Origin of the sequence: Caldimonas caldifontis, from assembly GCF_002930615.1 — a bacterium.
GTDB lineage: Bacteria > Pseudomonadota > Gammaproteobacteria > Burkholderiales > Burkholderiaceae_C > Caldimonas > Caldimonas caldifontis.
Map to the genome: position 1 here is coordinate 44753 of NZ_PSNX01000007.1, position 20078 is coordinate 64830.

Genomic DNA, 20078 nt, shown 5'->3' on the forward strand with positions numbered 1-20078 from the left:
GGGTCCCGGCATCCGGCGCGGCCGGGGCGGATCGGCGAAAATCCGCCCATGACGCAAGACACCTCCGTGGCGGACACCGCCACCGCCCCCAAGATCGGCTTCGTGAGCCTGGGTTGCCCCAAGGCGCTGACCGACTCCGAACTCATCCTCACCCAGCTGCGCGCCGAGGGCTACGAGACCTCCAAGACCTTCCAGGGTGCCGACCTGGTGATCGTGAACACCTGCGGCTTCATCGACGATGCCGTGAAGGAAAGCCTGGACACCATCGGCGAGGCCCTGGCCGACAACGGCAAGGTCATCGTCACCGGCTGCCTGGGGGCGCGGGCCGGGGAGGGCGGTGGCAACCTGGTGAAGGAAGTCCACCCCAAGGTGCTGGCCGTCACCGGCCCGCACGCCACCCAGGAGGTGATGGATGCCGTGCACCTGCACGTGCCGAAACCGCATGATCCTTTCGTTGACCTGGTGCCACCCACGGGCATCAAGCTCACGCCCAAGCACTACGCCTACCTGAAGATCAGCGAGGGCTGCAACCACCGCTGTTCCTTCTGCATCATCCCCAGCATGCGCGGCGACCTGGTGTCGCGGCCCATCGGTGACGTGCTGGGCGAGGCACGCCGGCTCTTCGAGGCGGGTGTGAAGGAGCTGCTGGTGATCAGTCAGGACACCAGTGCCTATGGCGTGGACGTGAAGTACCGCACCGGCTTCTGGGACGGCAAACCCGTGCGCACGCGCATGCTGGAGCTCGTGCAGGCCCTGGGCGCGATGGCGGCCGAGCATGGCGCCTGGGTGCGGCTGCACTACGTGTATCCCTATCCGCACGTGGACGAGATCGTGCCGCTGATGGCCGAAGGCCTGATCCTGCCGTATCTCGACGTGCCCTTCCAGCACGCCCACCCCGATGTGCTCAAGCGCATGAAGCGCCCGGCCAGCGGTGAGCGCAACCTGGAGCGCATCCAGCGCTGGCGCGAAATCTGCCCCGAGATCGTGATCCGCTCGACCTTCATTGCAGGCTTTCCCGGCGAGACCGAGGCCGAGTTCGAGACCTTGCTCGACTTCATGCGCGAGGCACAGATCGACCGCGCCGGCTGCTTTGCCTATTCCCCGGTGGAGGGCGCAACCGCCAACGACCTGCCCGGGGCCGTGCCCGATGCCGTGCGCGAAGAGCGCCGTGCGCGCTTCATGGCCGTGGCCGAGGCCGTGTCCACCGCCAAGCTGGAGCAGCGCGTGGGCGCCACGATGCAGGTGCTGGTCGATGCAGCGCCGGCCATGGGCCGCAAGGGCGGGACCGGGCGGAGCTATGCCGATGCCCCCGAGATCGACGGCACCGTGCGCCTGCTGCCGCCCGAGAAAGCCTCGCGCACGCTCAAGGTGGGCGAGTTCACCCGGGCCCGCATCGTCGGCACCCAGGGCCATGACCTGATCGGCCAGCCGATCTGACCCTTGGCTTGGGGTATGGTCGCGGGCATGAAGATCCTGCTGCTGAGCCATCCCCTGCCTGCCGACCCCTACCTGCACGCCCTGCGCCGCGCCCGTCCGCATGACGAGATCGTCGTGTGGTCGCGCGATCAACCCGTGGCCGACTGGGCCGATGCCGAGGTGGTGTTCGGCTGGCGTTTGCCGGCCGGTGTGGCCCAGGCGCTGCCGCGGCTGCGCTGGGTCTGTTCGGTGGCGGCCGGCGTGGAAAAGCTGCTGGTGCCTGAGCTGCCGGCTGCCGTGCCGGTGTCGCGCATCGTCGACCCCGACCAGGCGCTGGGCATCGCCCAGTACGTGACGGCCATGGCGCTGCGCTTTGCCCGCGAGCTGCCGCGCTACGACGAGCAGCAGCGTGAGCGTGTCTGGAAGCGTCACCCGATGGCCGCGGCCCGTCATCGCGTGTGCGTGCTGGGGCAGGGTGCCACGGGGCAGGAGATCTCGCGCATGCTGGCCGCCTGCGGCTTCGAGGTGCAGGGCTGGCGGCGCAGCCAGGGCCGTCCGCTGCACGAGGCCCTGCGCGAGGCGCAGATCGTCGTCTGCGCGCTGCCGCTCACGCCCGAGACCACCGGCCTGATCGACCGGGAGGCCCTGGCGGCGATGCCGCGCAGGAGCGCACTCATCAACATCGCCCGGGGAGCGCACGTGGTCGAGGAGGACCTCGTCGCGGCGCTGCGCAGCGGGCACCTGGCCTTCGCCGCGCTGGACGTGCAGGTGAACGAACCGCTGCCCCCCGACTCCCCGCTGTGGGAGGCGCCGAACCTTGTGATCACCCCACACATCGCGGCGCAGTCCTCGGTGCACACCATTGTGGCCCAGTTCGCCGAGGGGCTGGACGCGCTCGAAGCCGGCCGCCCCTTGCCCCGCCTCATCGATCGTCAACTCGGATACTGAAGCGCCGCCCATGAGCTCCCGCCCGCCCCGTATCAGTACACACCTCATTCACCACCCCTACCGCGCGCCGTCGGAATTCGATGCCACGGTGCCGGGCGTGTTCAAGGCCTCGTCCGTGTTCTTCCCCAACGTGGCCGCGCTGCGCCAGCGGCGCTGGGACGACAAGAGCGCCTACACCTACGGCCTGCACGGCACGCCCACCACCTTCATGCTCGAAGAGCGCCTGGCCACGCTGGAAGGTGCGCGCCACGTGCTGCTGGCGCCCAGCGGCCTGTCGGCCATCACGACGGTGGACATCGCCTTGCTGCGCCAGGGGGACGGGGTGGTGCTGCCCGACAACGTCTACGGGCCCAGCCTGAATTTTGTCGAACAGGAACTCGCCCGGTGGGGCATCACGCACCGGCTCTACGACCCGATGGATGCCGCCTCGCTCGCAGCCGTGCTGTCGCCCGAAGTGAAGCTGGTGTGGCTGGAAGCGCCCGGCTCGGTGACGCTGGAGTTCCCCGACCTGCGTGCCCTGGTGCGCACGGTGCGCGAGAAGGCGCCGCAGGCCGTGGTGGCGCTGGACAACACCTGGGGCGCCGGTCTGGCCTTTGCGCCGTTCGAACTGGGCGAGGGCCTGGGCGTGGACCTCACCGTGCATGCCCTGACCAAATACCCCTCCGGTGGTGGCGACGTGCTGATGGGCTCGATCGCCTGCCGCGATCCTGGCCTGTACCAGACCCTGGCCTGGGCCCACAGCCGCCTGGGCCTGGGGGTGGGCCTGAACGATGTGGAGGCTGTGCTGCGGGCCTTGCCCTCGCTGGAATTGCGCTACCACGCCCAGGACCGCGCGGCGCGCCGTATCGCGCAGTGGTGTGGCGAGCAGCCGCAGTTTGCGCGGGTGCTGCATCCGGCCACGCCGGGCTCGCCGGGTCATGAGCATTGGCAGTCGCTGTGTTCGTCCGCGGCCGGGCTGCTGACGGTGGAACTGGACCCGCGCTTCTCCGCGGCTCAGGGGGACGCCTTCGTCGATGCCCTGAAGCTGTTCCGGATTGCCTGGTCGTGGGGCGGGCCGGTCAGCCTGGCGGTCCCGTATCACGCCTCGCGCATGCGGCGCCTGCCCACGCCCTACCGGGGCACGCTGGTGCGGCTGTGCATCGGCCTGGAAGCGGTGGACGACCTGATCGCCGATCTCGCGCAGGCCAAGGACTCAGCCCTTGGTGCCGGATGAGACCTTGTGCCGCATCAGGCGGCCTTTCTCCCTTTCCCAGTCGCGCTTCTTCTCGGTCTCGCGCTTGTCGTGCATCTGCTTGCCCTTGGCCAGCGCGATCTCGGCCTTCACCAGGCCCCCCTTGTAGTGCAGATTGAGCGGCACCAGGGTGTAGCCTTTTTGCTCCACCTTGCCGATCAAACGCCGGATCTGGTCCTTGTGCATCAGGAGCTTCTTGGTGCGGTCGGCCTCGGGTCGCACGTGGGTCGAGGCGGTGCGCAGGGCGTTGATGCGGCAGCCGATCAGGTAGAGCTCGCCGTCCTTGATGACCACGTAGCCGTCGGTGAGCTGGACCTGACCGGCTCGGATGGCCTTGACCTCCCACCCGGACAGCACGATGCCCGCCTCGAAGCGTTCCTCGATGAGATAGTTGTAGTGGGCTTTGCGGTTTTCGGCGATGGACATGGGAAGCAAGGTGGGGGCGCGAGCCCTAACTACAATCCCGGCATTGTATGAAGCACGTCAAGAAGTCCGTCCTGCTGTGGTACTCGCCGCGTGAAATGTACGACCTCGTCACCGGCGTGATGGACTATCCCGTTTTCCTGCCTTGGTGCGAGAAAGCCGACATCCTGTCGGAAACCGAGCACGAGATGATCGCGCGCCTGACGTTGCGCTACGCTGGCCTGCATCACGCCTTCACGACCCGCAACACCCACCGGGCGCCTGAACTGGTGGTGGTGGAGCTGGTGGACGGCCCCTTCTCGGAGCTGGCCGGCGAGTGGCGCTTCCAGCCCCTGGGCAGTGGGCCGACCGGGCCGGCGGCCTGCAAGGTCGAACTCGATCTGCGCTACGCCTTTGCCAGTACGGCCCTGCAGACGCTGGTGAGCCCCGTGTTCGACCGCATCGCCAACACCTTGGTCGACTCCTTCGTGCGGCGGGCCGAGCAGGTCTATGGGGCCCGCTGAGGTGAAGATCGAGGTGGTCTATGCGAGCGCGCCGCACATGGTGGACCATGTGATGCTCGATCTGCCCGACGGGGCTACCGTCATGCAAGCCCTGCAGACCAGCGGCTTGCTTCAGCGGCACGAGGGCCTGCTCGATGCGGCTCGGCACCGCGTGGGGGTGTGGGGTCGGGTGGCGACGCTGGACCAGATTCTGCGCGACCGCGATCGGGTGGAGGTCTACCGGCCGCTCACCGTGGACCCCAAGGAAGCGCGGCGGCTGCGCTATCGCAAGCAACCGCGCAAGCCGAGACGAACAGGGTGAGTCGTTTCAGTCGCAGTTCGCCGCGATGAGCTCGCGCGTGCGAGCCGCTTCAGCCGCCCGGGCTTCGTCGCCGAGGATCTCTCGTTCGCCCTGGGCGTTCGTGCGGGCAATGCGAACGCCGCTGTCGAGGGTCTGCATGTAGTTGCGCGCCCGGGCGCAGTTCTCGGCGCGGGCCTGGGCGACCTTGTCCTTCTCGGCCTTTTCCTTGGCCTGGCGGGCTTGTTCCTCGGCGCGACGGCGGGCTTCGAGATCCTTGTCCACCCCGGGTGCAGAGGCGGCGGCAGCCGGCGATGCCGGGGTCTCGGTGACGGGCGCCGGGGCAAAGCTGCGCACGTTCGACGGGCGCTGCAGGATGTCGCGCTCAGGCACCGTGGATGGCGGCGGGCGGTCGCTGTACTGCACCTTGCCGGCACTGTCCTTCCACTTCCATTGCGCGGCTGCCGGCAAGGCCGACGCCAGACCCAGGGCCAGACCAAGGCAAGCCAACAGCGTGCGAGACGTGGAATTTTTCATGCGGCCAAGTGTAGCGGTCGCTCACCCAGCCAACCAAGGGGGCCAGCCCCGGTGCCACCGCCGTTCGTGACGGATCGCACAGACCCTTGGGGCGTCCAGGCCACACCGCCCCGGGGCAGGGGGGCTGGCCGCTTCCGTATAATCGCGCTTTGCGTCTGGAGCTACCCTCATGCGCCTCCTCGGTAAAGCGCTCACCTTCGACGATGTGTTGCTGGTGCCGGCGTTCTCCCAAGTCCTCCCACGCGACACCTCGCTCGCGACCCGCCTCACCCGCAACATCACCCTGAACCTGCCGCTGGTGTCCGCGGCCATGGACACGGTCACCGAGGCGCGCCTGGCGATTGCCATCGCCCAGGAGGGCGGCTGCGGCATCGTGCACAAGAACCTCTCGCCGCGTGAGCAGGCGGCCGAGGTGGCCAAGGTCAAGCGCTACGAATCGGGTGTGCTGCGCGACCCGATCACCATCTCGCCTGACACCACGGTGCGCCAGGTCAAGGCCCTGTCCGACCAGCACGGCATCTCGGGCTTCCCGGTGCTCGAAGGCAAGACGGTGGTGGGTATCGTCACCGGGCGCGACCTGCGCTTCGAGACCCGCATGGACGCGCCGGTGCGCGAGATCATGACACCGCGTGAACGGCTCATCACGGTGAAGGAGGGCGCCTCGCTCGAAGAAGGCAAGGCCCTGATGCACAAGCACAAGCTCGAGCGCGTGCTGGTGGTGAACGATGCCTTCGAGCTGCGCGGCCTGATGACGGTGAAAGACATCACCAAGCAGACCAACTTCCCGAATGCCGCCCGCGACTCGCAAGGCAAGCTGCGCGTGGGCGCCGCCGTGGGCGTGGGCGAGGGCACGGAAGAGCGTGTCGAGCTGCTGGTGAAGGCCGGTGTGGACGCCATCGTGGTGGACACGGCCCACGGGCACAGCGCCGGCGTGATCGAGCGCGTGCGCTGGGTCAAGAAGAACTTCCCGGGTGTGGACGTGATCGGCGGCAACATCGCCACCGGCGCGGCGGCGCTGGCCCTGGTGGAAGCCGGGGCGGATGCGGTGAAGGTGGGCATCGGCCCCGGTTCGATCTGCACGACCCGCATCGTGGCCGGCGTGGGCGTGCCCCAGATCACCGCGATCGACAACGTGGCCAGTGCGCTGCACGGCTCGGGCGTGCCGCTCATTGCCGATGGTGGCGTCCGCTACTCGGGCGACATTGCCAAGGCGATCGCGGCAGGTGCCAGCAGCGTGATGATGGGCGGCATGTTTGCCGGCACGGAAGAGGCGCCCGGCGAGGTCATCCTCTACCAGGGCCGCAGCTACAAGAGCTACCGCGGCATGGGCTCGATCGGCGCGATGAAGGCCGGCTCGGCCGATCGCTACTTCCAGGAAAACGACGAGACCACCAACCCCAACGCCGACAAGCTCGTGCCTGAAGGCATCGAGGGGCGGGTACCCTACAAGGGCTCGGTGGTGGCCATCCTGTACCAGATGGCCGGCGGCCTGAAGGCCGCGATGGGCTACTGCGGCTGCGCCACCATCGAAGACATGCGCAGCAAGGCCGAGTTCGTCGAGATCACCTCGGCCGGCATCCGCGAAAGCCACGTCCACGACGTGCAGATCACCAAGGAAGCCCCGAATTACCGCGTCGAGTGATTGACGCGCTTCGTTCACACAGGCAGCACCGGGTGCTGCCTTTTTTCCTTTTCGCTACAGGCCCGAACCGTGCACGACAAGATTCTCATCCTCGATTTCGGCTCCCAGGTCACCCAGCTGATCGCCCGGCGCGTGCGGGAAGCCCACGTCTATTGCGAGATCCACCCCAACGACGTGTCGGATGACTTCATCCGCAGCTTTGCGCCCAAGGGCATCATCCTTTCGGGCAGCCACGCCAGCACCTACGAAGACCACGAGCTGCGCGCCCCGCAGGCCGTGTGGGACCTGGGCGTGCCGGTGCTGGGCATCTGCTACGGCATGCAGACCATGGCCGTGCAGCTGGGTGGCAAGGTCGAGTGGAGCGACCATCGCGAGTTCGGCTATGCCGAAGTGCGCGCGCGCGGCCACACCAAGCTGCTCAACGGCATCGAGGACTTCCGCACCGCCGACGGCTACGGCATGCTGCAGGTGTGGATGAGCCACGGCGACAAGGTCACCGAGCTGCCCCCGGGCTTCAAGCTGATGGCCTCCACACCGAGCTGCCCCATCGCCGGCATGGCCGACGAGACCCGCGGCTACTACGGTGTGCAGTTCCACCCCGAGGTCACCCATACCGTGCAGGGCAAGGCGCTGCTCACGCGCTTCGTGCGCGACATCTGCGGTGCCGCGGGCGACTGGGTCATGGGCGACTACATCGAGGAAGCCGTGGCCCGCATCCGCGAGCAGGTGGGTGATGAGGAGGTCATCCTTGGCCTGTCGGGCGGGGTCGATTCCAGCGTGGCGGCCGCGCTCATCCACCGCGCCATCGGCGACCAGCTTACCTGCGTGTTCGTCGACCATGGCCTGCTGCGCCTGAACGAAGGCGACATGGTGATGGACATGTTCGCGGGCAAGCTGCATGCGCGCGTGGTGCGCGTCGATGCGAGCGAACTCTTCCTCGGCAAGCTGGCGGGCGTGAGCGACCCCGAAGCCAAGCGCAAGATCATCGGCGGCCTGTTCGTCGACGTGTTCAAGGCCGAGGCCGCAAAGATCAAGGAAACGCATGCGCGCCACGTGGCCTGGCTGGCACAAGGCACCATCTATCCCGACGTGATCGAGTCGGGTGGAGCCAAGAGCAAGAAGGCCGTCACCATCAAGAGCCACCACAACGTGGGCGGCCTGCCCGAGCAACTGGGCCTGAAGCTGCTGGAGCCGCTGCGCGAACTCTTCAAGGACGAGGTGCGCGAACTGGGCGTGGCCCTGGGTCTGCCGCCCGAGATGGTCTACCGCCACCCCTTCCCGGGCCCCGGCCTGGGCGTGCGCATCCTGGGCGAGGTGAAGAAGGACTACGCCGACCTGCTGCGCCGGGCCGACGCCATCTTCATCGAGGAACTGCGCAACACCAAGGACGAAGCCACCGGCAAGAGCTGGTACGACCTCACCAGCCAGGCCTTTGCCGTCTTCCTGCCGGTCAAGAGCGTGGGCGTGATGGGCGACGGCCGCACCTACGACTACGTGGTGGCGCTGCGCGCCGTGCAGACCAGCGACTTCATGACGGCCGACTGGGCCGAACTGCCCTACAGCCTGCTCAAGCGCGTGTCGGGCCGCATCATCAACGAGGTGCGCGGCATCAACCGCGTGACCTACGACGTGAGCTCCAAGCCACCCGCAACGATCGAGTGGGAGTGAGGGGCTGGGGGCGGGCAACGCCCCGGTTGTAGCCCAGCCGTGCCGGCGCCTGATGGAGGCGGACGGTCAAAAACTCGGAGTCGATTGGCGGCTCCATGGAAAAGCCATGGACGTGCGCTTGCGGCCAGGAGCGGTCGGTTGGGAGGGGCGGCTTTGTGCGCGACGGCTCCCTCTTTTGGGGGTACCGGGCCACCCGCGGATCATGCAAAGTGCGCCTTGCGAACGCTGCGCCAATTTGCATGAATTTTAGTACTGTACAAGCATCCAGTAAATGCCTGAAAACGAAGGCTGGGCGCGGCTTCCCGCCCGATCAGGCCGTCGGTGTTAGGGAGACAGCCGGCGGTGTTATGCAGCAGTTTTGCTCCCTATAACACGTTAGAGGCATGAGGTATTCATACGGAAACGGGCCACAGTCCCTAGCTTTTGTAATATATGCAGGGTTGGCAATATTGTTGGGGCTCCCCTTTTTCTCGGAAGGAGACGAAAGGCTGGAAAGGCTGTGGGAAATTTATATGACCCCCATGTTTGATCAGGAGCCCATTTTTCCGCTGGTCTTCGCGGCGGTCACGTCACTCGGGCTGAGTCTGCTTTATTTCAGCAAATGGTTTTCTGAATTCAGTTCTCGCCCTTCTACTGGGCGTGTTTGTACCCTGTTGTCTATCATCTTGATTCTTAATGCCCTCATTAACTTTAGCCACCTTGTTGTCTATGGATTTCTCTTTGCGGCCTTTCCTACTCTCTGGGCGTGGTGGCGCTCTGACCCAGACGATAATTGGTTATGAGCAGACCGCCTCTAACACTTCGCTCCAGCGGGACGCGCCGCAAGCGGCGCGCCCCTGAGCTTCGACGTTAGGCCTCATTGGAGTCTTGCATGCCCATCAAGATCTGTGACAACCACTTCGAGAACTGCGGAACCGGCATTAGCGCTCCAGCCGATGCCGATGTAGATATCGGAGCCAATTGCTTTGTCGCCTGTGGCAAAGCGATTGACCTTCGGGCTCCTGAAAGCTTACTGGGCGCCCTGGGTCTGAATGCCGATACACCTCTGGATGTGCTGCGCGAGGTTCTTACCTTTGTCGGGAGCGCTCCGCGAACGGAGCCGGAGATTGCCGCAAAGGCTACCTCGGCAGGTCTTTTCAATTGGCTTTCGGCCGGAGCAGACACCGCGACACTTGTTTCAGGTCTGGCTTCCCTCTACCAGCATGTTCCTCAAATCTTGGCGGCACTCCCCGGCTGAGGCCTAACAATTCATATATGGACTCCCCCGCAACGGCAAGGACCTGATCGATGAGGGCTGTGGGGGAGAAGCACCTGCAGTCGTATATCCGGCATCTGGTGTGGGATCGAAGGGGTCCCGTGCCGACATGGAATCTGCATCACCGAGGCGCCACACAATGCAAGCGGCAGGATATCCGGCATCTGGTGTGGGATCGAAGGGGTCCCGTGCCGACATGGAATCTGCATCACCGAGGCGCCACACAATGCAAGCGGCAGGTCGCGGCTTTGAAGGTTGCTGCTGTCAACTGACCGCTTTAGCACCAATCGGCGGTGCACCCGGAAGTCCGCTCCGGGTCGAAAGTGATGCTCCTGGTCCCACGCAAGCGGTCAGTCACCACGCCCACGAGGCTGGCTGTAGCGGTCTGGAGCCTCGGCGCGGCTCAGCTGCGCATGTGGCGGGGGTCCACCAGAAGCGGCTGACCGGCAGGGCGTGGCCACACGCCCACGCAGTAGAGCGCCCAGGCGATGAAGACGGGCTGGAACAGCGGGCGGATCCAGAAGTACCAGGCGCCGAAGTCCAGGCCTTGGACGGTCTGGCCTTTCAGGGCTACGTTGATGTTGGCGGCCACGACGCACACGAGCATCACCGCCAGCCAGATGCCGGCCTGCCTTTGAAGATTGGGCAGGCCCAGGCGCTTGAACACCGTCACCGGCACCAGCAGGGCCAGACCGCCCAGCAGCTCGGCCGCGCCGGTGAGATACACCCACGCCAAGGCGTGGTCGGCCAGGGCGTCGGGCATCATGGGCACGTAGCGGGTTTGCGCGCTCACGAAGTGATCAACCCCGGTGAAGAGGAAGCCCAGCCCCATGCCCCAGCGCATGGCGCCCCGCAAGTCCAGAGGGTGGTTGAGCAGGCGCGACGCCACCCAGGCCAGCCCGGTGGCCGAGACGATCAGGAAAAGAAAGCTCATGAAAGCTCACCTTATGTTTACAATGGAAACATTGTTCCATCTGATGTTTCCATTGTCAACATACCAGGCGCGAACTCCATGAACACGGCTTACCACCACGGCGATCTGAGGGCCGTTCTTCTGGCTTATGCCCGAGAGCAGATGGAGCACGCCCGCCTGGATGGGCTCTCGATGCGCGAGATGGCGAAGGCGGTGGGCGTGTCGCACACCGCGGCGTATCGGCATTTCGCTGACAAGCGGGCGCTGCTGGATGCGGTCGCCGAGCAGGGTTTCGACGAACTGCTGGCCGCCAGTCGCGCCGCCGTGCATGCCGCGCCGCCCGATGCCCGCAGCCGCTTGAAGGCCAGCGGCCTGGCCTATGTGGGCTTCGGGATGGCGTCGCCGCAACTGCTGGGCCACATGTTCAGTGCCATCGCCCAGCCTCAGGCCAGCGAGGCCTTGGTGGGGGCGGGCGCGCGGCTGTTCGATGAGCTGCGCCAGCTCGTCGCGGCTGGCCAGGCGCAGGGGGCGTTCCGCCCGGGGGAGCCCGGCGAGTTGTCGCATGCCTGCTGGGCCATGGTGCATGGCTTGGCGACGCTGCTGGGGATCGGCATGCTGCGCGAGCCGGGCGCCCAGCACGCGGCGACGATGGCCTATGCCGAGAAGGCGCTGGAACTCTTCCTGGATGGGCTGGCCCGGCCCTGACCCCGATAGGATACGGTTGTACACAGGATGCCCCCTGCGGCAGGGAACCGGCCGGGTCGAGGGTGGCACCAAGGGAGCGCAAGGAGAACCGCATGACAACAGACGATACCCGGGCCATCGTGACGATCAGCCTTCTGGCGGCGTTTGCCGATGGACAGAAGCACGAACGTGAGCGTGCCGAGATCCGGCGCATTGCCGAAGGCCTGGCCGGCGATGACGGCATCCATGTGCCCACGCTGGTGCAGGACGTGCTGATGAAGCGCGTGACGGTGGCCTCGGCCGCGCCGGCGCTGTCCAGCGCCGAGTCGCGCCAGCTGGCCTACGAGATGGCCGTGGGCGTGTGCGACGCCGATGGGGCGCAGTCCCCCGCCGAGCAGGCCTTCCTGGCCGACCTGGCCCGGGCCCTCGGGATGGAGGCGGGCGTGGCCGCCACGATCTCGCAGCAGGCCGAAGCCCTGGCGACCGTGCCGATGACCGCACAGGCACCGGCCTCTGTCCCGGCAGCGCCAGCGCCAGCACCTTCGCCCGCCGCGGCCCCCACCACCACCCGGGCGCCCGTGAACGAGGCGGAACTCGATTCGGCCATCCTGAACGCTGCCATCCTCAACGGCGCCCTGGAGCTGCTGCCGGAATCGATCTCGACCCTCGCCATCATCCCGCTGCAGATGAAGCTCGTGTACCGCATCGGCAAGGCCTACGGCTACGAGCTGGACCGCGGGCACATCAAGGACTTCCTCGCCACCGCCGGGGTGGGCCTGACCTCGCAGTACCTCGAGCAGGCCGGGCGCAAGCTGATCGGCGGCCTGCTGGGGTCGGTGGGTGGAGGGCTGCTGCGCGGGCTGGGCAAGCAGGCCGTCAGCTCGGGCATGAGCTTCGCCGCCACCTACGCCCTGGGCCACGTGGCCAAGCGCTACTACGCGGGCGGCCGGGTGCTGTCGGCCCAGATGCTCAAGGACGCCTATGCCGGCATGACGCGCGAAGCGCAGGGGCTGCAGTCGCGCTACCTGCCGCAGATGCAGGAACGGGCGCGCACCCTGGACGCCACGCAGGTGATGAATCTCGTCCGCCAGGGGTAAGGGCTCTGGGGTCGTGCGAGCGGCGGCCCTCGCAAGACGGGTGGTGCGGTGCACGGGCGGGTGGCGTGCTAGAAACGGGGTTTCTCGAAGGCTCGAACCCGTTTCCTCATGCGCACGCTCTTCAGCCTGGCGGCCTTGCTGGCCGTCCTTGCCGTGGTGGCCCTGCTGGTCAAGAAGCAGCTCTCGGCCGTGACGGTACCGTCGGTGCCGCCGCCCGCGGCCGAGTCCCCGGCTCAGACACCGCCCCCTTTGCGCGGCTCGCCCCAGCAGCAGCTCGACCAGTTCCGCCAGAGTCTGAACGAGGCCCTGCAGCAACCGCCCCGCAAGATCGACGAATGAGCGGCGAATGAACGACGAACAGAAGCGCCAGGACGAGCACGCCATGCGCATCGCGCTGGACCAGGCGCACAACGCCTGGCTGGTGGGCGAGGTGCCGGTGGGGGCTGTGGTGATGCGCGAAGGCAAGGTGATCGCCACGGGCTACAACCGCCCCATCACCGAGCACGACCCCACGGCCCATGCCGAGATCGTGGCCCTGCGCCATGCGGCCCAGCTGCTGGGCAACTACCGCCTGCCCGAGTGCGAGCTCTACGTCACCCTCGAACCCTGTGCGATGTGCGCCATGGCCCTGATGCACGCCCGCTTCAAGCGGGTGGTGTTCGGGGCGACCGATCCCAAGACGGGGGCGGCCGGCTCGGTGATCGACCTGTTCGCGCAAGCCCAGCTGAACCACCACACCGAGGTGGTGGGGGGCGTCCTGGCCGAGGCCTGCGGCCAGGTGCTGCGCGACTTCTTCGCTGAACGGCGGGCGGCCTACCGCCAGCGGCGCGCGGGGAGCGCCCCTGATGCGGCGGGGGAGGGTGTGAACGGCGACAATGAGGAATCGATCGATCCGATTCCCACCGGAGAGGTCAGCGAATTCACCGATCTGGAGCCCCCCCGTTGAAGTTTCACGACCACGCCCACGCCGCGCCTGTGCCCAAGTCCCTCGTGCTGTTTGCGCCCGCCGGCGTCGTGGCCCAGCCGGCCGTGGCGCGCAAGGCGGCGCGGCGGCTGCAAGCGCATGGCTTCGAGGTGGCTCTCGATGACTCGGCACTGGCACGACACCAACGCTTCGCCGGCGATGACGACACCCGTCTGGAGGCCTTGCACCGCGTGGCGTCCAGCGGCTGCGACATCGCGATGGCACTGCGCGGAGGCTATGGCCTGACCCGTCTGCTGGACCGCATCGACTACAAGCGCCTGGCCCGCAGCATCGAGCGCGGCACGCGCTGGGTGGGCCACAGCGACTTCACCACCTTGCAGCTGGCCCTGCTGGCCCACGGCGTGAAGGGCGTGACCTATGCAGGCCCCATGGGCTGCTTCGACTTCGGTGCCGAGGCCGTCGATGAGGTGACCGAGGCCTGCTTCCTGGAGGCCATGGGCGGCGAACTCGAGGCCGTGGGCTTCCGCACCGAAGCCGGTTTCGACGGCCTGGACGTGAAGGGCCGGCTGTGGGGTGGCAACCTGTGCATGGTCAACGCCTTGCTGGGCACGCCCCATTGGCCCAGGGTGAAGGGGGGCGTGCTGTTCCTGGAGGACGTGAACGAGCACCCTTATCGCATCGAGCGCGACCTGCTGCAGCTGCACCAGGCCGGGGTGCTGGATGCGCAGAAGGCCATCGTGCTCGGGCATTTCACCGATTTCAAGCCATCACCGCTGGACCGGGGCTACACGCTCAAGACCGTGGTGGCCCATGTGCGAAGCCTCACGCGCACGCCGGTGCTCACGGGGCTGCCTTTCGGCCATGTGGCCACGAAGGTCACGTTGCCGGTGGGGGCCAGGGTGCAACTGGTGGTGCAGGGACGTGATGCCCTGATCGCCTGGTGAGTTCCTCGGGGGCTTCCCGCGTGGAGAAAGCCGGCATGCTTCCTGCAGAATGCGCCGCATGAGACGCATGAGACGCCTGCTCTGCATCCTGCTGTGCTGCATGGGGCTTCCCGCCTGGGCGGCACATGGCTATGCCCTGTGGGGCAATCTGAAATACCCTGAGGGCTTCGCCCATTTCGACTACGTCAACCCGCAGGCACCGAAGGGCGGTGAGTTGCGCCTGGTGAGCAACCTGCGCACCTCCACCTTCGACAAGTACAACCCGTTCACACTGAGGGGCACTGCGCCGGCCTATCTCTCGGCCCTGATGTTCGAGTCGTTGCTGATCGGCTCGCTGGACGAGACGGCCAGCGGCTATGGCCTCCTGGCTGAAAGTGTGGACGTGGCCCCGGACGGCTTGAGTGCCACCTTCCGCCTGCGCCGCGAGGCCCGCTTCCACAACGGATCGCCCGTGCTCGCCAAGGATGTCAAGCACAGCTACGACATCCTGATGGGCCCGCACACCTCGCCGGCCTACAAGACGCTGCTGGCCGACGTGGCCGGGCTGGACGTGATCGACGAGCGCACCGTGCGCTATCGCTTTCGCCTGCCCAACCGGGAACTGCCCTTGACGGTGGGCGGCTTGCCGGTGTTCAGCCATGAATGGGGGCAGGGCAAGTCCTTCGATCAGGTGGTGATGGACATCCCGATCGGGAGCGGGCCCTACAAGATCGGGCCGGTGCGCTTCGGGCGCGACATCACCTATGTTCGCGACCCGGACTATTGGGCGCGCGACCTGAACGTGCGCCGCGGCACGGCGAACTTCGACCGCATCACGGTGAAGATCTACAAGGACAACACCGCGCGCCTGGAAGCCCTGAAGGCCGGTGAGTTCGACATGATGCGCTTCTTCTCGGCGGGTGACTGGGCCCGGCGCGTCACGGGCCGGCGCTTCGATTCCGGGGAACTGGTCAAGGCTGAGTTCAAGCATCGTCTGCCGTCGGGTTTCCAGAGCTTCGTGCTCAACACCCGCCGTGAGCGTCTCAAGGACCCGCGCGTCCGCGAGGCTTTGGGGCTGGCCTTCGACTTCGAATGGATGAACCGCCAGCTGTTCTACAACAGCTACCAGCGCGTGACAGGCCTGTTCGGCAACACTGCCTGCCAGGCCGAAGGCTTGCCCTCGGATGAGGAACGGGCGCTGCTCGCGCCCTGGCGCAGCCGCTTGCCGGACAGCGTGTTCGGGCCCATGTACCAGCCGCCGCGTACCGATGGAGAACATTCCTTGCGCGACAACCTGCGCCGCGCCAAGGCCTTGCTGGCCGAGGCTGGATGGACGGTGCAGGACGGCGTGCTGCGCAACCCCCAGGGCGAGGCCATGGTGCTGGAGTACCTCGACAGCAATGAGGGTGGTGCTCGCGTCGTGCTGCCATGGATCCGCAACCTCGAGAAGCTGGGCATTCGGCTGCAGTACCGCGCCGTTGACTTTGCACTGTTTCAGCAGCGGCTGCGGGAGTTCGATTTCGACATCATGACCATCGCCTTCCAGGGAACCCACAACCCCGGCAGCGAGTACGCCGATCTGTTTGGCAGTGCCGCGGCCAAGACGCCCGACTCGGGCAACTACGCCGGTGTCAGCCACCCGGCCGTCGATGCGCTGATCGCGCGCATGAGCGCGGCGCGCACCGAGGCGGAACTGCTGCCGGCCTGCCGGGCACTGGATCGCGTCATCGCGCACAACCACTACCTGATCCCGCAGTGGACAGCCGGAACGCATCGCATCGCCTACAACCAGTGGCGTCTGGCCCGTCCCGAAGTGCTGCCCCCTTATGTCCAGGGCGAAGCCTGGGCCATCGACACCTGGTGGGCGAAGTAAGCCATGTGGTCCTACATCCTCAAGCGCCTGCTGCTCATGATTCCCACGCTGCTGGGGGTGCTGCTCATCACCTTCATCGTGGTGCAGTTCGTGCCCGGCGGGCCGGTGGAACAGTACCTGGCCGAAGCCCGGGCGGGGCAGGCCGGCGGCGGCGATGCGGGTGCCTTTGCCTACCGTGGCGGGCAGGGGGTGGATCCCAAGCGTCTGGAAGAGATCAAGGCGCTCTACGGCTTCGACAAGCCGGCCCATGAGCGCTTCCTGCAGATGCTGGGTCAGTTCGCCCGCTTCGACCTGGGCCAGAGCTTCTTCCAGAACAAGGATGTCTGGGCTCTCATCGTCGAAAAGCTGCCGGTGTCCATCAGCCTGGGCATGTGGACCTTCCTCATCAGCTACGGCGTGGCCGTGCCGCTGGGTGTGGCCAAGGCCGTGCGCGCCGGCACGCGATTCGACCTGGTCACCACGCTGCTCGTGCTGGTGGGCTACGCCATTCCCGGCTTCGTGCTGGGCGTGGCGCTGCTGGTGATCTTCGGTGGGCAGTTGCAGTGGTTCCCGCTGCGCGGGCTCACCTCGGGCAACTGGGAGGAACTGAGCTGGGGCGCACGCATCGTGGACTACCTCTGGCACATCACCCTGCCGGTCACGGCGATGGTGCTGGGCAGCTTTGCGGTGACCACGATGCTCACCAAGAATGCCTTCCTGGAGGAGATCCGCAAGCAATACGTGCTGACCGCGCGCGCCAAGGGCCTGGGCGATCGCCAGGTGCTGTGGAAGCATGTCTTCCGCAATGCGCTGATCCCCATCGTCACCGGCTTTCCTGCGGCCTTCGTGGGCGCCTTTTTCACGGGCGCACTGCTGATCGAGACCCTGTTCTCGCTCGATGGCCTGGGCCTCCTGAGCTACGAGAGCGTGATCCGGCGCGACTACCCCGTCGTGCTGGGCACGCTGTACCTGTTCACGCTGATCGGGCTGGTGACCAAGCTCATCAGCGACCTGTGCTATGTCTGGGTGGACCCGCGTGTCAAATTCGACTGAATCCCTGCACGCCATCGCGGCCTCGAACAGCCCGTCGCGGCGGGCCTGGCGGCGCTTCCGCCGCAACCGGCTCGGGTACTGGAGCCTGGTGATCTTCTGCACCCTGGTGGTGCTGAGCCTCTTTGCCGAGGTGCTGTCGAACGACAAGCCCCTGCTGGTGCGCTATGAGGGCCAGCTCTATGTGCCGCTGATCCATGACTATCCCGAGACGGTGTTCGGCGGCGACTTCGAGACGCCCACCGACTACCTCGACCCCTTCATCCGCGAGCAACTGACCCAAGGCGACAACTGGGCGGTGTATCCGCTGAACCCCTACGGTTCGCGCACCATCAACTACTTTGCCAAGGAGCCCAATCCTTCAGGCCCGTCGCGTGACAACTGGTTCGGCACCGACGACCGCGGCCGCGACATGCTGGCCCAGCTGATCTATGGCTTTCGCGTGAGCGTGCTGTTCGCGCTGGCACTCACCGCCATCGGTGTGGTGCTGGGCGTGGTGGCCGGGGCGGTGCAAGGCTTCTTCGGTGGGCGCATCGACCTGACGATGCAGCGCCTCATCGAGATCTGGGCTGCCATGCCCGAGCTCTACCTGCTGATCATCTTCAGTGCCATGTTTGCACCCAGCCTCGGGCTGCTGCTGGTGCTGCTCAGCCTGTTCGGCTGGATGGGACTGTCGGACTACGTGCGCGCCGAATTCCTGCGCAACCGGCAGATGGACTATGTGCGCTCGGCCCGCGCGCTGGGCGTGAGCAACGCCCAGATCATCTGGCGCCACATCCTGCCCAACAGCCTGACGCCGGTGGTGACCTTCCTGCCTTTCCGCATGAGTGCAGCCATCCTGGCACTGACCTCGCTCGACTTCCTGGGTCTCGGTGTGCCGCCCGACACGCCGTCGCTGGGCCAGTTGCTCAGCCAGGGCAAGGCCAACATCGATGCGTGGTGGATCTCGCTGTCCACCTTCGGGGTGCTGGTGCTGACCCTGCTGCTGCTGACGTTCATGGGTGACGCCCTGCGCAATGCGCTCGACCCGCGCACCCCCGACCCCCCGGAGCCGCAAGCCAAACGTCCGGTGAGCGTGCCGGCGAAGGAGGCCAAGGCATGAGCGAGCGGCTTCTGGATGCGCGCGGCCTGCGCGTGAGTTTTGGCGGCAAGGAGGTGGTCCACGGTGTGGACCTGCACCTGAAGCCCGGTGAAAAGCTGGCGCTCGTGGGCGAGTCCGGCTCGGGCAAGACGGTCACGGCACTGAGCCTGCTGCGCCTGCTGCCCTCGGCCCAGGTGGAAGGGCAGGCCTGGCTGCACGGACCGGGCGGCACCCGGCGCGACCTGATGGCCCTGAGCGAACGGGAGCTGCGCGGCATCCGCGGCGAGGACGTGGCCGTGATCTTCCAGGAGCCGATGACCGCGCTCAACCCGCTCTACACCGTGGGCAACCAGATCGTCGAAGTGCTGCAGCTCAAGAAGGGCCTGAGCCCCGCCCAGGCCTGGGCGCGTGCGGTGCAGTTGCTGGCCGACACCGGCATCCCCGAGCCCGAGCGTCGCGCACGCGCCTACCCCCACCAGCTCTCGGGCGGGCAGCGGCAGCGCGCGATGATCGCGATGGCGCTGGCGGGCGAGCCACGCCTGCTGCTGGCCGACGAGCCCACCACGGCGCTCGACGTGACCTTGCGTGGCCAGATCCTCGAGCTGCTGGACGAGCTGCAGCGACAGCGCGGCATGGCCGTGCTGATGATCACCCACGACCTCAACCTCGTGCGTCGCTTTGCCGACCGCGTGGCCGTGATGGAAAACGGCCACCTCGTCGAGGAAGGCCCGGTGGCGACGGTGTTCGGGAACCCTCAGCACCCCTACACCCGCAAGCTCATCGACAGCCGCCCCGAGCGCAACGTGGTGGACGCCGATCCGTCGCTGCCGGCCGAGGGAGGCCTGCTGCGCACCGAGGGCCTCCAGGTGGTCTATCCGATCCCTCTGCCGGGCTTGCGGGGCTGGTTCCGCAAGGGCGAGTTCGTGGCTGTGAAGGGAGCGGACCTCGCCCTCGCACCCCGTCAGACCCTGGGCGTGATCGGCGAATCGGGCTCGGGCAAGTCCACCCTGGCGCTGGCCGTGCTGGGGTTGCTGCCCAGCCGAGGCCGCTTGCAGCTGGATGGCAAGGCCTGGCAGGGCTCGCAGCGGGCGGATCTTCCCTTGCGGCGCGTGGCGCAGGTGGTCTTCCAGGACCCGTTCTCGTCCCTGTCGCCGCGCATGACGGTGGAAGAGCTGGTGGGCGAGGGCATGCTGGTGCACGAGCCGCGCCTGGACCTGTCGGCGCGCCGGGCGCGCGTGCGCGAGGTGCTGGCGGATGTGGGCCTGACCGAGGCCCAGTTCCCGGGCCTGCTGGCGCGCTATCCCCATGAGTTTTCGGGCGGGCAACGCCAGCGCCTGGCGATCGCGCGCGCCCTGGTCGTGCGCCCGCAGCTGCTGGTGCTGGACGAACCCACCAGCGCGCTCGATGTGACCATCCAGAAGCAGGTGCTGGGCCTGCTGCAGCGCCTGCAGCGCGAGCACGGCCTGGCCTACCTGCTGATCACCCACGATGTGGACGTGATCCGCGCCATGGCCCATCGCGTCATCGTGATGAAGGACGGCGAGGTGGTGGAGGCGGGCGAGATGCACGAGGTGCTGGATGCCCCGCAACACCCCTACACCCAGCGGCTCGTGGCCGCAGCCACCGTGCCCGACCCGGCCTGAACCCGGGGCG

At 67.0% G+C, this 20078-nt stretch carries 21 protein-coding genes; 18 read left to right on the forward strand and 3 right to left on the reverse strand.

The genetic code is table 11. The annotated features are described in order from the left end of the window. Window positions 1-48: 48 nt before the first annotated feature. From rimO to C1704_RS08875, 3 genes are read left to right on the forward strand one after another with little or no spacing between them, the layout of a single operon-like run. The gene (gene rimO / locus C1704_RS08865; protein ID WP_104302361.1) at window positions 49-1437 is read left to right on the forward strand and encodes a 30S ribosomal protein S12 methylthiotransferase RimO; all 1389 of its coding nucleotides are present in this window, start codon (window positions 49-51) and stop codon (window positions 1435-1437) included. 27 nt (window positions 1438-1464) lie between these two features. Continuing rightward, window positions 1465-2364 carry an NAD(P)-dependent oxidoreductase gene (locus C1704_RS08870; RefSeq protein ID WP_170064659.1) on the forward strand — a complete coding sequence of 300 codons (900 nt, stop codon included), beginning with the start codon at window positions 1465-1467 and terminating at the stop codon, window positions 2362-2364. A 10-nt stretch (window positions 2365-2374) separates the two neighbouring features. Further along, window positions 2375-3577 carry a PLP-dependent transferase gene (locus tag C1704_RS08875; protein WP_104302363.1) on the forward strand — a complete coding sequence of 401 codons (1203 nt, stop codon included), beginning with the start codon at window positions 2375-2377 and terminating at the stop codon, window positions 3575-3577. Here C1704_RS08875 and smpB read toward each other — a convergent pair. Then, on the reverse strand, window positions 3557-4021 hold the full coding sequence (gene smpB, locus C1704_RS08880) for an SsrA-binding protein SmpB (protein WP_104302364.1): 465 nt from the start codon (window positions 4019-4021) through the stop codon (window positions 3557-3559). The genes C1704_RS08875 and smpB overlap by 21 nt on opposite strands. A gap of 47 nt (window positions 4022-4068) precedes the next feature. Here smpB and C1704_RS08885 point away from each other — a divergent pair, with 47 nt between their 5' ends. Both C1704_RS08885 and C1704_RS08890 read left to right on the forward strand, forming a co-directional pair. Continuing rightward, the gene (locus C1704_RS08885) at window positions 4069-4521 is read left to right on the forward strand and encodes a type II toxin-antitoxin system RatA family toxin (RefSeq protein ID WP_104302365.1); all 453 of its coding nucleotides are present in this window, start codon (window positions 4069-4071) and stop codon (window positions 4519-4521) included. Then, on the forward strand, window positions 4508-4822 hold the full coding sequence (locus tag C1704_RS08890) for an RnfH family protein (protein WP_104302366.1): 315 nt from the start codon (window positions 4508-4510) through the stop codon (window positions 4820-4822). The genes C1704_RS08885 and C1704_RS08890 overlap by 14 nt, the downstream gene beginning before the upstream one ends. A gap of 6 nt (window positions 4823-4828) precedes the next feature. Here the strand turns inward: C1704_RS08890 and C1704_RS08895 are convergent, their stop codons facing one another. Continuing rightward, window positions 4829-5335, reverse strand: coding sequence for a DUF4124 domain-containing protein (locus C1704_RS08895; RefSeq protein ID WP_104302367.1), 507 nt, complete (start codon window positions 5333-5335; stop codon window positions 4829-4831). 169 nt (window positions 5336-5504) lie between these two features. Between C1704_RS08895 and guaB the strand changes: the two genes are divergently transcribed. The 4 genes from guaB to C1704_RS17455 all read left to right on the forward strand — a co-directional run bounded on the left by guaB (window position 5505) and on the right by C1704_RS17455 (window position 9882). After that, on the forward strand, window positions 5505-6977 hold the full coding sequence (gene guaB, locus C1704_RS08900; protein WP_104302368.1) for an IMP dehydrogenase: 1473 nt from the start codon (window positions 5505-5507) through the stop codon (window positions 6975-6977). A gap of 69 nt (window positions 6978-7046) precedes the next feature. Continuing rightward, on the forward strand, window positions 7047-8645 hold the full coding sequence (gene guaA / locus C1704_RS08905; protein ID WP_104302369.1) for a glutamine-hydrolyzing GMP synthase: 1599 nt from the start codon (window positions 7047-7049) through the stop codon (window positions 8643-8645). Window positions 8646-9157: 512 nt separating this feature from the next. After that, entirely contained in the window at window positions 9158-9427 is a 270-nt protein-coding gene (locus C1704_RS17450; protein WP_146076059.1) for a hypothetical protein, read from the forward strand. Between the two features lie 89 nt (window positions 9428-9516). Continuing rightward, window positions 9517-9882: a hypothetical protein gene (locus C1704_RS17455; RefSeq protein WP_146076060.1), complete on the forward strand. Its 366-nt coding sequence runs from the start codon at window positions 9517-9519 to the stop codon at window positions 9880-9882. Between the two features lie 421 nt (window positions 9883-10303). On the opposite strand, the gene C1704_RS17460 is transcribed toward C1704_RS17455, so the two are convergent. Beyond that, entirely contained in the window at window positions 10304-10834 is a 531-nt protein-coding gene (locus tag C1704_RS17460) for a DoxX family protein (RefSeq protein WP_146076061.1), read from the reverse strand. Between the two features lie 78 nt (window positions 10835-10912). Here C1704_RS17460 and C1704_RS17465 point away from each other — a divergent pair, with 78 nt between their 5' ends. From C1704_RS17465 to C1704_RS08950, 9 genes are all read left to right on the forward strand, one after another. Further along, complete coding sequence (locus C1704_RS17465; protein WP_146076062.1) at window positions 10913-11518, forward strand: TetR/AcrR family transcriptional regulator; 606 nt, start codon at window positions 10913-10915, stop codon at window positions 11516-11518. Between the two features lie 92 nt (window positions 11519-11610). After that, a complete protein-coding gene (locus C1704_RS08915) occupies window positions 11611-12594 on the forward strand; it encodes a YcjF family protein (RefSeq protein ID WP_104302371.1) in 984 nt (327 codons plus the stop codon). A 108-nt stretch (window positions 12595-12702) separates the two neighbouring features. Then, window positions 12703-12933: a hypothetical protein gene (locus C1704_RS08920; protein ID WP_104302372.1), complete on the forward strand. Its 231-nt coding sequence runs from the start codon at window positions 12703-12705 to the stop codon at window positions 12931-12933. A 7-nt stretch (window positions 12934-12940) separates the two neighbouring features. Beyond that, window positions 12941-13540 carry a tRNA adenosine(34) deaminase TadA gene (gene tadA / locus C1704_RS08925; protein ID WP_104302373.1) on the forward strand — a complete coding sequence of 200 codons (600 nt, stop codon included), beginning with the start codon at window positions 12941-12943 and terminating at the stop codon, window positions 13538-13540. Beyond that, window positions 13537-14463, forward strand: coding sequence for an LD-carboxypeptidase (locus C1704_RS08930; protein WP_104302374.1), 927 nt, complete (start codon window positions 13537-13539; stop codon window positions 14461-14463). The genes tadA and C1704_RS08930 overlap by 4 nt, the downstream gene beginning before the upstream one ends. Window positions 14464-14530: 67 nt before the next feature. Continuing rightward, complete coding sequence (locus tag C1704_RS08935) at window positions 14531-16315, forward strand: extracellular solute-binding protein (protein WP_419186790.1); 1785 nt, start codon at window positions 14531-14533, stop codon at window positions 16313-16315. Window positions 16316-16318: 3 nt separating this feature from the next. Beyond that, entirely contained in the window at window positions 16319-17347 is a 1029-nt protein-coding gene (locus C1704_RS08940) for a microcin C ABC transporter permease YejB (protein WP_104302376.1), read from the forward strand. After that, the gene (locus C1704_RS08945; protein ID WP_170064660.1) at window positions 17313-18446 is read left to right on the forward strand and encodes an ABC transporter permease; all 1134 of its coding nucleotides are present in this window, start codon (window positions 17313-17315) and stop codon (window positions 18444-18446) included. The genes C1704_RS08940 and C1704_RS08945 overlap by 35 nt, the downstream gene beginning before the upstream one ends. Next, complete coding sequence (locus C1704_RS08950; RefSeq protein ID WP_104302378.1) at window positions 18443-20068, forward strand: ABC transporter ATP-binding protein; 1626 nt, start codon at window positions 18443-18445, stop codon at window positions 20066-20068. The genes C1704_RS08945 and C1704_RS08950 overlap by 4 nt, the downstream gene beginning before the upstream one ends. Window positions 20069-20078: the final 10 nt, after the last annotated feature.

Coding starts and splice junctions, on each gene's coding strand:
- tadA (WP_104302373.1), top strand. CDS start 12,941: ATGAACGACGAACAGAAGCGCCAGGACGAGCACGCCATGCGCATCGCG.
- C1704_RS08945 (WP_170064660.1), top strand. CDS start 17,313: ATGTCTGGGTGGACCCGCGTGTCAAATTCGACTGAATCCCTGCACGCC.
- C1704_RS08950 (WP_104302378.1), top strand. CDS start 18,443: ATGAGCGAGCGGCTTCTGGATGCGCGCGGCCTGCGCGTGAGTTTTGGC.
- smpB (WP_104302364.1), bottom strand. CDS start 4,021: ATGTCCATCGCCGAAAACCGCAAAGCCCACTACAACTATCTCATCGAG.
- C1704_RS08870 (WP_170064659.1), top strand. CDS start 1,465: ATGAAGATCCTGCTGCTGAGCCATCCCCTGCCTGCCGACCCCTACCTG.
- C1704_RS08935 (WP_419186790.1), top strand. CDS start 14,531: ATGAGACGCCTGCTCTGCATCCTGCTGTGCTGCATGGGGCTTCCCGCC.
- C1704_RS17460 (WP_146076061.1), bottom strand. CDS start 10,834: ATGAGCTTTCTTTTCCTGATCGTCTCGGCCACCGGGCTGGCCTGGGTG.
- C1704_RS08920 (WP_104302372.1), top strand. CDS start 12,703: ATGCGCACGCTCTTCAGCCTGGCGGCCTTGCTGGCCGTCCTTGCCGTG.
- C1704_RS08890 (WP_104302366.1), top strand. CDS start 4,508: ATGGGGCCCGCTGAGGTGAAGATCGAGGTGGTCTATGCGAGCGCGCCG.
- C1704_RS17455 (WP_146076060.1), top strand. CDS start 9,517: ATGCCCATCAAGATCTGTGACAACCACTTCGAGAACTGCGGAACCGGC.
- rimO (WP_104302361.1), top strand. CDS start 49: ATGACGCAAGACACCTCCGTGGCGGACACCGCCACCGCCCCCAAGATC.
- C1704_RS08885 (WP_104302365.1), top strand. CDS start 4,069: ATGAAGCACGTCAAGAAGTCCGTCCTGCTGTGGTACTCGCCGCGTGAA.
- C1704_RS08915 (WP_104302371.1), top strand. CDS start 11,611: ATGACAACAGACGATACCCGGGCCATCGTGACGATCAGCCTTCTGGCG.
- C1704_RS08940 (WP_104302376.1), top strand. CDS start 16,319: ATGTGGTCCTACATCCTCAAGCGCCTGCTGCTCATGATTCCCACGCTG.
- C1704_RS08895 (WP_104302367.1), bottom strand. CDS start 5,335: ATGAAAAATTCCACGTCTCGCACGCTGTTGGCTTGCCTTGGTCTGGCC.
- C1704_RS08875 (WP_104302363.1), top strand. CDS start 2,375: ATGAGCTCCCGCCCGCCCCGTATCAGTACACACCTCATTCACCACCCC.
- C1704_RS17450 (WP_146076059.1), top strand. CDS start 9,158: ATGACCCCCATGTTTGATCAGGAGCCCATTTTTCCGCTGGTCTTCGCG.
- guaB (WP_104302368.1), top strand. CDS start 5,505: ATGCGCCTCCTCGGTAAAGCGCTCACCTTCGACGATGTGTTGCTGGTG.
- C1704_RS17465 (WP_146076062.1), top strand. CDS start 10,913: ATGAACACGGCTTACCACCACGGCGATCTGAGGGCCGTTCTTCTGGCT.